Origin of the sequence: Burkholderia vietnamiensis LMG 10929, assembly GCF_000959445.1 — a bacterium.
GTDB classification, from domain to species: domain Bacteria; phylum Pseudomonadota; class Gammaproteobacteria; order Burkholderiales; family Burkholderiaceae; genus Burkholderia; species Burkholderia vietnamiensis.
On sequence record NZ_CP009632.1, the window covers coordinates 25,729 to 37,928 of the forward strand.

At 63.6% G+C, this 12,200-nt stretch carries 10 protein-coding genes and 3 pseudogenes; 9 read left to right on the forward strand and 4 right to left on the reverse strand.

What is annotated here, in order from left to right:
• Positions 1–54 precede the first annotated feature (54 nt).
• The 3 genes from msrA to msrB all read right to left on the reverse strand — a co-directional run bounded on the left by msrA (position 55) and on the right by msrB (position 3,310).
• Entirely contained in the window at positions 55–798 is a 744-nt protein-coding gene (gene msrA, locus AK36_RS25075; protein ID WP_045579521.1) for a peptide-methionine (S)-S-oxide reductase MsrA, read from the reverse strand.
• A gap of 84 nt (positions 799–882) precedes the next feature.
• A complete protein-coding gene (locus AK36_RS25080; RefSeq protein WP_045579522.1) occupies positions 883–2,751 on the reverse strand; it encodes a cytochrome c biogenesis protein DipZ in 1,869 nt (622 codons plus the stop codon).
• Between the two features lie 37 nt (positions 2,752–2,788).
• Entirely contained in the window at positions 2,789–3,310 is a 522-nt protein-coding gene (msrB, locus tag AK36_RS25085; protein WP_045579523.1) for a peptide-methionine (R)-S-oxide reductase MsrB, read from the reverse strand.
• A 289-nt stretch (positions 3,311–3,599) separates the two neighbouring features.
• Here msrB and AK36_RS33350 point away from each other — a divergent pair, with 289 nt between their 5' ends.
• The 5 genes and pseudogenes from AK36_RS33350 to AK36_RS31855 all read left to right on the forward strand — a co-directional run.
• The gene (locus AK36_RS33350; RefSeq protein WP_124260287.1) at positions 3,600–3,746 is read left to right on the forward strand and encodes an Arm DNA-binding domain-containing protein; all 147 of its coding nucleotides are present in this window, start codon (positions 3,600–3,602) and stop codon (positions 3,744–3,746) included.
• Between the two features lie 168 nt (positions 3,747–3,914).
• Positions 3,915–4,898, forward strand: coding sequence for a site-specific integrase (locus AK36_RS31845; RefSeq protein WP_080938758.1), 984 nt, complete (start codon positions 3,915–3,917; stop codon positions 4,896–4,898).
• Positions 4,899–5,295: 397 nt separating this feature from the next.
• Complete coding sequence (locus AK36_RS25095) at positions 5,296–5,574, forward strand: HU family DNA-binding protein (protein WP_011879678.1); 279 nt, start codon at positions 5,296–5,298, stop codon at positions 5,572–5,574.
• A gap of 1,377 nt (positions 5,575–6,951) precedes the next feature.
• Entirely contained in the window at positions 6,952–7,302 is a 351-nt protein-coding gene (locus tag AK36_RS31850; RefSeq protein WP_224383398.1) for an AlbA family DNA-binding domain-containing protein, read from the forward strand.
• Positions 7,303–7,305: 3 nt separating this feature from the next.
• A pseudogene (locus tag AK36_RS31855) lies at positions 7,306–8,184 on the forward strand (IS3-like element ISBmu11 family transposase); the annotation flags it as partial.
• A 10-nt stretch (positions 8,185–8,194) separates the two neighbouring features.
• On the opposite strand, the gene AK36_RS31860 reads toward AK36_RS31855, so the two are convergent.
• Positions 8,195–9,012 (reverse strand): IS5-like element IS402 family transposase gene (locus tag AK36_RS31860; RefSeq protein WP_106919343.1). Its coding sequence is split into 2 segments (ribosomal slippage): positions 8,195–8,664 and positions 8,664–9,012, totalling 819 coding nucleotides; the frame shifts between segments, so codons are not numbered across the junction.
• Between the two features lie 74 nt (positions 9,013–9,086).
• Between AK36_RS31860 and AK36_RS25105 the strand changes: the two are divergent.
• The 4 genes and pseudogenes from AK36_RS25105 to AK36_RS25120 form a co-directional block, all read left to right on the forward strand.
• Positions 9,087–9,761: pseudogene (locus tag AK36_RS25105) on the forward strand (IS3 family transposase); the annotation flags it as partial.
• A gap of 838 nt (positions 9,762–10,599) precedes the next feature.
• A pseudogene (locus tag AK36_RS34400) lies at positions 10,600–10,746 on the forward strand (PelD GGDEF domain-containing protein); the annotation flags it as partial.
• A 304-nt stretch (positions 10,747–11,050) separates the two neighbouring features.
• Positions 11,051–11,395: a hypothetical protein gene (locus tag AK36_RS25115; RefSeq protein ID WP_224383399.1), complete on the forward strand. Its 345-nt coding sequence runs from the start codon at positions 11,051–11,053 to the stop codon at positions 11,393–11,395.
• A 46-nt stretch (positions 11,396–11,441) separates the two neighbouring features.
• The gene (locus AK36_RS25120; RefSeq protein WP_011879686.1) at positions 11,442–12,185 is read left to right on the forward strand and encodes a hypothetical protein; all 744 of its coding nucleotides are present in this window, start codon (positions 11,442–11,444) and stop codon (positions 12,183–12,185) included.
• Positions 12,186–12,200 lie beyond the last annotated feature (15 nt).

A 12,200-nucleotide genomic window follows, 5' to 3' on the forward strand; every position in this document is an offset into this window, starting at 1 on the left:
GTTGATGCAGCGCAATCCGGGCCGCGCGGTGCGCGCGGCGTGGCGGGCGGCGTGTCAGCGTCGCGCGTCGTGCCACAGCACCGCATCGGCGCGATACAGCGCGGGGAAGCGCTGCTTCAGCGCGGCGACCTTCGGCAGATCGTTGAACGCGATGTACGGTGCGTCGGGGTGCAGCTCGAGGTAGTTCTGGTGATAGTCCTCGGCCGGATAGAAGCCCTTGTGCGGCTCGACGCGCGTGACGACGGGCGCCGCGAACGTGTGCGCGGCGCCGAGCTGCGCGATGTACGCGGTCGCGACCGCGCGCTGCTGCGCGTTGGTCGGAAAGATCGCGGACCGGTACTGCGGCCCTTCGTCGGGGCCCTGGCGATTCAGTTCGGTCGGATCGTGCGCCACCGAGAAGAACAGTTGCAGCAGGCGGCCGTAGCTGACCTGCGCCGGATCGTAGACGATGCGCACCGACTCGGCATGGCCCGTGAGGCCCGAGCCGACCAGCGCGTAGTGCGCGGTTTCGGATGCGCCGCCTGCGTAGCCGGCCGTGACCTGCTTCACGCCCTTCACGTGCTCGAACACGCCCTGCACACCCCAGAAGCAGCCGCCGGCAAGGACGGCCGTTTCGTCGTGCGATGCACCGGGCGTTTCGTCGAGCGCCGGCGCGGGTGCGTCGTGGATCGGCTCAGCAGAGCGCACGACGCGCTGATAGCCGAAGACGGCGGCGGCCGCCAGCGCGAGCGCAGCGAGGCGGCGCAGCAGCGCCGCGCGCCGCAGTGCCACGGAATTACGCGTGGATGTCGGGATCATCGATTGCTCCTTCGAGATGCTGTGTGGAATGACGCGAACGGCTCGCGCGTTGCGTTCGCAACGGCGCCGGCGCGAAGGCGACGCTCAACCGAACGTGAATGCATACGCATCGACGCCGGGATCGAGAAACTCGATCGAGAACGTGCGATCGGCGATCACACCCGGCTGCCGGACGAGCTGGTACAACCGCTGGCCGTTGACGGTGCCGTAGCCCTGCGCGTCGACGTCCGCGCCATGGGCGGCGCCGGGCGCCGCGCCGTCGAGCGTCACGCGAAAGCGCACCGGTTTGCCGTGCGCGCCGGGACCGAGCACGAGGTGCAGGTCGCGCGCGTGGAAGCGGTAGACGATCCGGCCGCCCGGCGCCGCGAGCGTCGCGCGCTCGCCGCCGACCTGCCACGTGCCGGCCACGCCCCAGTCGTTCAGGTCGAGGCGGGACGGTGCATCGTAGCGGTGGGCCGCGTCGCGCACGACGCCGCCCGGCGACGCGAACGCCTGCGCGCGTGCATAGCCGACGTAGGTTTCGGGCGAGTGGACCTCCGGACCGTCGGCCGGCGCGAGCGCGCCTTGTGCCAGTGCACCGGTGAGTCCGAGCGGCACGTTCAGCGCTTCCGGGTGGCCGGCATCGGCGAGCAGCGCCTGGATCGTGCGTTCAGACTGCGCGTATTCGCCTTCGCCGAAATGGTGATGGCGGATGCGCCCTTGCGCATCGACGAAGTAGTGGGCCGGCCAGTATTCGTTGTCGAACGCACGCCAGATCGCATAGCCGTTGTCGATCGCGACCGGATAGTCGATGCCGAGGTCGTGCACGGCCTTCTTCACGTTGCCGACATTGCGCTCGAATGCGAATTCCGGTGCATGCACGCCGATCACGACGAGCCCGTAGCGCGCATATTTGTGCGCCCACGCGCTGGTGTACGGCAGCGTGCGCAGACAGTTGATGCACGAGTAGGTCCAGAAGTCGACGAGCACGACCTTGCCGCGCAGGCCGGCCGCCGTCAGCGGCGGCGAGTTCAGCCACTGCACGGCGCCGTCGAGCGACGGCAGCGTGCCTTCGACGGGCAGCGCGGCAGCCGCGTGCGTCGCGGGCGCGGGATCGGCCGCGCGCATCATTGCGCCGCCCGCGTCCGGCGTGGGCGCCGACGTTGCGGCCATCATCGCGCCGCTGCGGCCGGCGAGGCCGTCGCGGCCGTCGTCCGCGCCCGGCTGGGCCGGCGGTGCGCCGTTCGAGTGGCCGCCGAGGCGCGCGACTAGCTTCGTTTCGAGGCTGCCGGTCGTGACGGTCGACAGTTGCGCGAGCGCGCCCGTATCGGCGCCGAGCGCGATCGCGCCGACGCCGGCCAGCAGCGCGACGCCGATCCCGCGCCGGATCCATTCGCCGGCGCCGAGCGAGCGCTTCATCGCGGCGAACACCTTGCCGCCGATCACGAGCGCGACGGCGAGCGATGTCGCCGCGCCGGCCGCATACGCGACCAGCAGCAGCGTCGTGCCGACGTTCGCGCCGCGCAGCGCGGCGCCGGTCAGCACGAGGCCGAGGATCGGGCCTGCGCACGGCGCCCACAGCAGGCCGGTCGCGACGCCGAGCAGCAACGACGACGCGGGGCCGGCCGGGCGGCCGTCGCGCTGCGCGAGGCCGGTGAGCCGGTTGCCGGCCGCGACGAGCGGGCGCGTCAGGTGTTCGGCGAAGCGCGGCAGCAGCAGCGTCAGGCCGAACAGCGCGAGCAGCACGATCGCGAGCCAGCGGCCGGCCTGGTTGGCCTGTGCGACCCAGCCGCCGCCGACCGCGGCCAGCGTCGCGACGACGGCGAACGTGAGCGCCATGCCGATCAGCAGCGGCAGGCCGGTGCGCACGAACGGCTGGTCGGCGCGCGCGAACACGAACGGCAGCACGGGCAGGATGCACGGGCTCAGGATCGTGAGCACGCCGCCGAGATAGGCGAGGACGATGAGCAACATGGAGCAGTCTCCGGTCGTTCGGGGAAGCGGCGGCCGTTCAGGCGGCGGCCGGGTGGAAGGCGAGCGCCAGCCCGTTCATGCAGTAGCGCAGGCCGGTGGGCGGCGGGCCGTCGTCGAACACGTGGCCGAGATGGCCGCCGCAGCGGCGGCAGTGCACTTCGGTGCGCGCCATCCCGTACGACGCGTCGGCTTCGGTCGCGACCGCGTGGTCGAGCGGCTTCCAGAAGCTCGGCCAGCCGGTATGGCTGTCGAACTTCGTGCTCGACGGAAACAGCGCGAGGTCGCAACCGGCGCATGCGAACGTGCCGCGGCGGTGCTCGCCGTTCAGCGGGCTGCTGTACGGCGGCTCGGTGCCGGCATCGCGCAGCACCGTGTATTGGGCCGGCGTGAGGCGGCGGCGCCATTCGGCTTCGCTGCGGGTAACGTCGAACGACGCGGTGGCGCCGCCTGCGCCGGGCGGCGCGGCGAATGCGCGGCCGACCAGCATGCGGCGGCCTGCCGACGACAGCGCGGCGACGCCGGTGGCGCCGGCGAACAGCAGATGTCTGCGAGTGGGCATGACGGGCTCCTGGAAGCAGGTGCGGGAAACATGCGCACAGAGTAGGCAGCGGGTGGTGTCGAAGTCCTCACGGAAAGTTAAATGAATTGTGATCATTTGCCGGGTGTTCCGGTCAGGTCCGGTGAAATCCATCAAAGCCCCGTCTGACAAGGGTTTGCAGGGTATTCGTGGTCCGTCCACTTCCGCGGAAATCCCGCGCGAGCCGCAACTTTTTAGTGTTCGTGGTGTCGGGTAGGCTCTGCATTGGGATGCACGAGCCGACCGATGACGAAATCAATGGAGGGCGATCATGGGTGCACTGACGGTCAGGCAAATCGAAGCCGCAAGGGCGACCGGAAAGCGGTATTTCCTGTCGGATGGGCGGGGACTGTTCCTGCGTGTCGGCCCGGTCGGCGGAAAGACCTGGTTTGTTCGCGTCAGCATCAATGGTAAGTAGCTCGACAAGCCGCTCGGCAAGGCGTGGGCACGCTCGACGACAGATGCGCAGTTGTCCCTCGAGGATGCACGCGCAGCAGCGGCGACGATTCGTTCGCAAGCGCGCGACGGCATGGACTATCTCGAAGCGAAGAAGCGTGAACGCTAGGCGAAGGTTGCAAAAGCGGCGATGGCGGACCTCACGTTCGGCGACTTATTCGATGCGTGGTTCGCGACGATCAACAAGAAGCGCGGCAGGAAAGGCCGGAAGGATGGCGGTAAGTCGCTTCGAAGTGCGATGGAAAAACATATGCTGCCGTCTCTCCGTACACACAGGGTCTCAGGCGTGTTTGCGTCGAACGTGCTGCCGCTGCTTACCGCGATTTCCGACGTGGGACATAACCGGCAAGCGGTCGAGATGTTGATAACGATCCAGCAAATGATTCGGTGGGGCGAACGAAGCCAGCCGTGGAAGCGCTTGCTGATCGATTGCGATGTGCTCGCGCTTGCAAAAGAGGATGTCGTTTCAGCTGATTACGACCCGGTGCGTGGCAATGAGCGTAACCGGACGCTTACGGACGACGAAATCCGACTACTCGGTGAACTGATTCCAGCCGCGCGGCTTCCACGTTCCATTGAGTCAGCAGTATGGGTGATGCTTGCGTGCGGAACACGCGTCGGCGAAACGCTCCCGACGCGCTGGACTGATCTCGACTTCAAAGCACGGACGTGGACGATTCCAAAGGAACGCACGAAGTCGAACGCGGCGATCACGATTCATCTGTCCGATTTCGTTCTTGCACAGTTTGCAGCGCAGCAGGTCGTGCGCGCCGGCATGCCTGAAGGCGACGCACGCCGCGAATATGTGTTTCCGTCGGAGAAGGGCAAACTGCCGCACGTCAGTATTAATACGGCGTGCGGGGCTATCCATGACCGGCAACGCCCGAAGGATGCACCGACCGAAGGCCGCACAAGGGCAACCGATGCGCTCACGGTCCCGGGTGGCCAATGGAAATGTCACGACCTGCGCCGGACGTGCGCAACGATGATGCAGTCGCTCGGCATCGCAGAAAGCATCGTGCATCGATGCCTGAACCACGCGCGCAATGATCCGCTTGATCGAATCTATCTGCGGTTCGACTATGATGCGCGACGCATGGCGGCGATGGGGTGACCGTTTGTCGGCATTGCTGGGCATGAGTACAGAAAACGTACGCTTTCTGTTCGCGCCGTAATCGGGGAGCGTTTCTCCGCAGAGGGAAGAAGGAATATGGAACCCTGATAATCCGAGTTATCACGGTTAAAGGTGCCTGAGAATCGACGGGGATGCGGTGCTTCATTCCTGTTCCCTCGAGACATTCCATCGGTGTGGGGCGCCTATAGGGGCAAGTGCGGTGGCCGCCGGGTACCGATGGTCGTGCCCGTGGTCCGCAGTGGTAAGTGCGCGGGTTGCCACGAGCGGAAGAGGGCAGGTTCTGGCGGATACTGGCTGCATCGGCCGCCCTGCGGTTTGCTTGTGGACTGTTGGATGCGGTAGGGTGCGACTTTGACTTTATGATCCGGACAAGTCCATGAACAAACAGGAACTCATCGACGCGGTCGCCGCGGGCGCGGGTGTCAGTAAAAGCGACGCGAGCAAAACTGTTCAGGCGGTGCTGGATGCGATCACGGACGCGGTGAGCCGCGACGAAGCGGTGCAGCTCATCGGCTTCGGGGCATTTTCGCGGGGACAGCGCTCAGCGCGTACCGGTCGCAATCCGACGACGGGCGAGGAGATCGCCATTGCCGCAGCAAATACTGTGAAGTTCGCCGCCGGTAAGGCGTTTAAGGACGCAGTGAACGGATCGTGACATCGTGCGAGTTGCGCCTGGCGCCTATGCGGGGCCGCCTCCGTGAGAACGCCAGTGTCGTCGCGTTCGTGCGGGTGCACGAGTCTGACTTGATTTGCCGGTCTACCGAATTGTGCAGACAGTGTCTGTACAATCTACGTCCGGCTCCAAGTTCGCGACAAACGTGGAGCGCGCCTCAATCCAGCAATAGCGACTCGTCCGCTGTTCGTGAGTTCGTATACGCGGAACGGAGCTTCGCTGACGAGTAACGTCAGCGATACCCGCTGGACCACTCGTTCTGTTGTTTGGGCCGTTGATTAATGCGAAAACACTGTCCCGTGCGTCGCGCGATGACGAAGAGCAATTGCTCCCACTTCCCGCCGACCAAGTCCGCCGCTTGTCGCTCAAGCACCATCTCGCGTTTGCAGCGCTATGTGGCGGATGCGGCGACGTTGAGTCGATCGCCGCGCTGTCCAATATGCTCCACCTGCGTGCGGGCTGCAATGCCGAACTATATCGCTGCGCAGATTCCGCCCTCGCTCAATGCGTTGCGCGGGTAGAGTGCGGGGGCGAGTGGGCCTTAACGGACGCTGAGCGGGCTGCATTCGAACCGTTGCGTCATGGCCATGACGAGCAACTTACTGCAGTGCCTGTCCATCGCTTCCTTGAAGCGCTGGAGCAGGGACAGCATGCAGGCCTTCGCCCTGCCGATCGAGTCGGACTGGTACCCAAGCGTTGTCTGCCTGCGATGGCGAATGCGCCGAGCGCCTGGTACGCACGGATGAACCTGCAGGCTGGCGCCGCAACCCGTGGTGCGTGCGTGGACGCCGAATTCGACAGTTTCTACGTAGAAACTTTAGGGAGCGGCTTAGAAGTGGGTAGTTGTGTAGTGAAAGCACACCACTGTGCTCTTCGCCGAACTGGCTGATTCCATGGCGAGGTCCGACGGAATGAAGGGGAACATATTAGGGACTATGTTACCCTTCATTTCAGGACATGGGAGAAGCGTCCGTGTGCGCGGCACACCCTTTTGGGGATGGAGCGCTCCCACCGCGACGAGCGAAAAGCGGGGCCGTCACCGTTTCGGCGCCGCTGGATTGCTGGCGCGGGCGACGACGTGCCGGTGGGCGAGTTCATTGGGCATTGCGCTGCACGCGGGCCTGGAGGTTCTTCGATCCGGGCGCGGCGACTGGAGGGGCGTCTTTGCCTCTGGCGGTGCCGAAGCACAATTGCGCGCGCGCACATTTACCTTGGCGGGCAGGGGGCTGAATTCTCTCCACGGTGCGGAGAGAATTCGGTGAACGTGGTTGTCGTTCCGACTGGCAAGGATGTAGCTCCCCAGCGCAACCGTCGACTTGGTAACATGCTGGACGCTATGACTTTTGCCCCTCGATACCCATGATCCAACAGCGCCATCCGGAGCGCCTTGCCAGTCTTGTGCGCGAACTGGTCGGCCTCCCAATCGAAACAGAATGGCTGGAATTCAAGCGTAATAACGAATGGCCCGAAGACATCGGCGAGTACATATCGGCGTTGTCGAATTCCGCAGCCCTGTTTAACAAGGCACACGGTTACCTGATATGGGGTGTAGACGACGCATCCCATGAAATCGTGGGAACCGACTTCGACCCGCGTGGCGCCAAAGTTGGCAACGAGGAACTCGAAAACTGGTTGCTCAGATTGATCAACCCGAAGATCCCGTTTCAGTTTCGGGGATGCGGACCAAATCTTGGACTACTTTGGAGGTAGTCCATGTATTCATACGAAGACCGCGTTCGGGCGGTCGAGCTGTACCTGAAACTCGGAAAGCGCGTCAAGGCGACAATCCGCCAGTTGGGTTACCCGACGAAGAATTCTCTCAAGGCGTGGTGCGAGGAATTCGAGAAGAGTGGCGATCTGCAGAAAGAGTATGTTCGCGTAAAGCCAAAGTACTCAGAAGAACAGAAGAACCTGGCACTTGAGCATTACGTCAATCACGGGCGCAGCTTCAGCTTCACCCTCAGGGCATTAGGCTATCCCTGTCGGCAGATACTGACGGCGTGGGTTCGCGAGCGCTATCCGGAAACCAGGAAACGCGTGGTTGGCAAGGCAGGCCGACCGGCCGTGTCATTGGCGACCAGGCAGCTCGCGGTGTACGAACTGTGCACACGGGAAGGAAGTGCACAGGCGGTGGCGCAAAAGCTGGACGTCGACAGGGTGTCGCTGTACAACTGGAAGAACCAGTTACTCGGCCGAGGGGCCCCTGCATCCATGAAGCGCGACAAGGGATCACCATCAGAGACGGATCGGGACGAACTGGAGCGGCAGGTCGAAGAGCTCCGGCGCGACATTCGCAATCTGAAGCTTGAACACGACCTGTTGAAGAAGGCGAATGAACTCGTAAAAAAAGACCTGGGCGTCGACCTGCCACTCCTGAGCAATCGGGAGAAGACGAAGCTGGTTGACGCCCTGAGAGAAGAATACGGTTTGACTGAGCTGCTTGAGCGGTTGGACCTGGCGCGCAGCTCCTATTTTTATCATCGGTCGCCCATACGGGTTGCCGACAAATATGCAGATGTCCGTCGTACCGTTGCAGAGATCTTCGAGGACAATCACCGATCCTACGGCTATCGTCGGGTGCAAGCAGCGCTTAGAGACGGTTTCATAAAGACTGATCGGCCCGCCGAAGGGTATTCCAGCAGATCAGACAGCAACCGAGTTTGAGGAACGCGCTGTGAATGTCTGCACGGCGCTCGAAACGAATACGGAGACGACGGAAGTGATGCAGCCAGGCATGCGTGCGTTCGACGACCCAGCGATATTTGCCAAGGCCGCTGCCATGTTCGGTACGGCGCTTGGCGATCACTGGCTCGATACCGCGATCGCGCAACGCGCGCCGATGTCGCTCGGAGTCGTAACCGCGATCCGCGTAGACCACACGCGGCCGCTGCAATGGGTGGCCACGCAATCCGCGGATCGGCGGAATCGCGTCGATCAGCGGCAGCAATTGCGTGACGTCGTTGACGTTCGCGCCGGTCAGGATCGCGGCGAGCGGCGTACCGTTGGCGTCGGTGACGATGTGGTGCTTGGAACCGGGTCGCGCGCGATCGGTGGGGTTTGGCCCAGTTTTTGGCCTGCCCCAACGGCGCGAATCGATGATGAATCGACGGCGGCTCGTGAGAAGTCGATCTGGTCCGCTGCGCGCAGCTTTGCGAGCAGTAGCTCGTGCAAGCGATCCCAGACACCGGCTGCTTGCCAATCGCGCAGCCGGCGCCAACATGTCACGCCCGAGCCGCATCCCATTTCGGCCGGCAGGTCGCGCCAGCGTAGTCCGGTCTTGAGAACGAACAGGATGCCGGTCAGCGCGGCGCGATTCGAAACAGGCAGGCGGCCCGGGTTCTTCTCGCGCCGCGGCTTGGGTGGCGGCAGTAACGGCTCGATCAGTGCCCACAATTCATCGTCGATGATCGGCTTGGCCATCTCCTCAGTCTCGGTTGTTCCGATGCCTGAGGTTAACAGCTCACCGCGAAAGTTAACAGCCCCACGGGGCCTTTTTGAAACCGTCTCTTAGCAGGCAACGAGTGTTTCTATCGGAGAAAGTCGTGCGTCGCCTCATGAAACAAGGCGGCCTCCACGCAGCAAGGCCCAAGCGGCGCCGATATCGCTCTTATATCGGGGAAATCAGCCCTGCCCCAGATAACATCATCAATCGCGATTTCCACGCGAACGCCCCCAACGAAAAGTGGGTGACGGATATTTCCGAGTTCCAGATTCCTGCGGGGAAGGTATATCTATCGCCCATGATCGACTGCTTCGATGGGATGGTAGTCAGCTGGTCGATTGGCACAAGCCCCGACGCAGAGCTCGTGAATTCCATGCTAGATGCGGCTATTGAGACCGTGACCGAGGACGACGAGACGCCGATCGTGCATTCCGATCGGGGTGGCCACTACCGTTGGCCTGGCTGGCTATCGCGGGTTGCGAAGGCTAAGCTGATCCCCTCCATGTCGCGTAAAGCCTGTTCACCGGACAACGCGGCCTGTGAGGGATTCTTCGGCAGGCTAAAGACTGAGATGTTCTATACAGGAGACTGGCGTTCGACGACCATCGCGGAGTTCGTTGAGGTACTGGACGCCTACGTTCGCTGGTACAACGAGAAACGGATCAAGGGCTCCCTTGGCTATCTCAGCCCCATCGAGTACCGTGAAAGCCTCGGGTTAGCAACGTAAATCAGTCCAAGAAAATAGCCGCATCCCCGGTGGGTCAAGATTCGGTGAAAATCAACAGAGCTGTCGATCGAAAGCGGCACGCTGACCATGTCGCTCGTCGAGGGTACGCGCCTGATCGCCACGCTTGTACATCCGGCGCAGTACCAAGCAAATATCACTGGCCAGTTCTACGGTTTCGGCTCTGGCGTATTCCAACCGGCATAAAGACCAGTTCGAGCGCCGCACCTTGCATCTACCGCGTTGTGAGGTTCGCTGGTGCTGCGCTCGACTACCCGAAACGATCCGATCGGCTGAGTGGCTAGCTCCGCCCTGAACCAATCCAAGCTTTAGATTACTGGCCCAGCCACAGCGTGTCGCAGCCTGATCCGCGCGCTCGCGACGGTTCGACGACGGGCCCGGACGACAGACTTGCTGCGGAAGGCATGCGTAGTCCCTGATCAACGAGTACGTCGCGCCCGCAACACTGTGTGTGGCGGCGTGCTTGACTCGATCGAGCCGTTTCACAACTTCGGTTGGTGTCAGATTCCAAATCAGGCACACGTTCTCCCGACGAGCGCCTGATGAAACGCCCACGTCGGCCGCGTGAGCTCTGCGCCCCGACGGCCAGACGGGCCTGGAGCGTGAGCGGTTGCAGTAAAAGTCAAATAGCTCGACAACAGCATCGGCGCAGCTATCGCGCTAGGGACAAAAATCTGTGAAAGTCCGTGCGCCTCTTGGTACGCGTCCACGCGGCAAGGAAAAATGTTGTCGCGACCTCTTTGCCAGCATCCGCTTTCCCGCCGACCGGTCGACTTCTCACCGGAGCATCCCATCGATCTTCACCAGGCAATGGGCCTTTATTGACGGCTACCTCGCGCGTATCGAAGCGAGCCTCAGGGCGCAGTTCGACGCCGACCTCGAAGGCACGCGCATCGGCGTGCATACGCTGCATCTGGACAACGGCGATCCGGGCCCGGCGCGCGCGCGGCTGCTGAAACGGGCGGGTGGCCTCATGCATACCGTGGCGTCTGAATCGCTGTTCAGCGGCTGGGATCAGGCGAAGAAGCGCTATGTGGCCGTGCCTGAGAGACCGCGCATGGCTGCTCGGGCAGGCGCACACGACACGTGAGCGGTAAGGGCTGCCCGTTATCCCGATCGATTCCGGTGATCCGCAGGACCGCCGATGCGCGCGCAAAGCCGTGGTCAAGATCCGCAACACGGGCCTCGTGCCATATGTTACGCATGGAGATCTGACAACTGTGGGCGTCGGCGTGCCGGGGCAACGGGCAGCTGATGTGGCGTCGGATGGTATGTTCAACTTCTTCGTTACCGCGCATTCGCTGACGGACTACCTGAAAGGCGCCGTCGCCGAGGCCGACCGATCCGCGTTGCTGGCGGAGCCGGATATCCAGCTGTTTCGGGACGTGTCCAACAAGGCCGAGCACATGAGGCTCGATCGCGGTCGGCCGGACCCGGCCACGCATCGCGTGAGCGGCGCCCTGGGCAGCGCCGCATTCAACACCGTGGCGCTCAACGCCAGCGTCGAGCGGTGGGTGTGCTGGCCGGATGGCACCGAAGTGGAGATGCAGAGCTTCGGAACCCGCGTGCTCGCCGGCTTTGAACCGTTCCTGACCGCGAGTGGCATCGCCACCTGACTGCATCAGCCGATCGATACAGCCCCGCCCGAGGACAACGCCTGAGATGACCGCATACCTCTACCAACTGACCGCCACCGCCGCGCAGATGTGCCTGCCGGTGCCGATCCCGGCCGCCGCGCCGCACGGCTTTCTGAACTGGCTCGACCACTGGCAGCCCCTGATCGGCGCGACCGCCGGCGGCCTACTCGGGGTGGCCGGCGCGTGGATCGTGGCCGGCTCCGCCCGCAGCCGCGAACGCCGTGTCGCCGCCGGCACGAGCATTGAAGCTGCCGTTGAGGCAGACCAGCGAATCGCGGGTAACCACGAGCTAGTGAAGGGAGACACCCGCGCGTGGCTCGTCGTTGAGAAATTGGCTCGACGTCGCCCGAGCCTGTTTGCCCTGCATACGCCGGCGACCGGCCAACTGTCTGACATTGACGCGCGTTTGTACTGCCACCTGTTCCAGTGCCAGATGATCCACCGCACGTTCGACGAGGGGATGGCGCAGCGTCTAGCCGGAAACGAAACGCGCACCGAGCTCGGTGTGATAGGCGGGGCACGCTTCGTTCGCGGCGTGCTGTCCGACGCACGGCTTTACCGGGAGTGGCAAGGCTGCGTCGAGCACGCGACGCTGGCGAACTACTTCCTGGATCGCTTCGTGTTTTCGCGCTGGCCACGCTGGTGCCACCGGTTGCGGATGAAGTTTTTCCCGAACGACCACGACAGACGCTCAGCCGCGCTGATCCAAACCGGCACGCTGCCGGCCGCCGGCGGCGAAGCGAGTGTAGCGTCGGCGGCCCCGGCCTGAACGCGAACCCATCCA

Bases quoted from the DNA above. Each gene is read 5' to 3' on its own strand.
- msrA (WP_045579521.1), bottom strand. From the start codon at position 798: ATGATCCCGACATCCACGCGTAATTCCGTGGCACTGCGGCGCGCGGCG.
- AK36_RS25080 (WP_045579522.1), bottom strand. From the start codon at position 2,751: ATGTTGCTCATCGTCCTCGCCTATCTCGGCGGCGTGCTCACGATCCTG.
- msrB (WP_045579523.1), bottom strand. From the start codon at position 3,310: ATGCCCACTCGCAGACATCTGCTGTTCGCCGGCGCCACCGGCGTCGCC.
- AK36_RS33350 (WP_124260287.1), top strand. From the start codon at position 3,600: ATGGGTGCACTGACGGTCAGGCAAATCGAAGCCGCAAGGGCGACCGGA.
- AK36_RS31845 (WP_080938758.1), top strand. From the start codon at position 3,915: ATGGCGGACCTCACGTTCGGCGACTTATTCGATGCGTGGTTCGCGACG.
- AK36_RS25095 (WP_011879678.1), top strand. From the start codon at position 5,296: ATGAACAAACAGGAACTCATCGACGCGGTCGCCGCGGGCGCGGGTGTC.
- AK36_RS31850 (WP_224383398.1), top strand. From the start codon at position 6,952: ATGATCCAACAGCGCCATCCGGAGCGCCTTGCCAGTCTTGTGCGCGAA.
- AK36_RS25115 (WP_224383399.1), top strand. From the start codon at position 11,051: ATGTTCAACTTCTTCGTTACCGCGCATTCGCTGACGGACTACCTGAAA.
- AK36_RS25120 (WP_011879686.1), top strand. From the start codon at position 11,442: ATGACCGCATACCTCTACCAACTGACCGCCACCGCCGCGCAGATGTGC.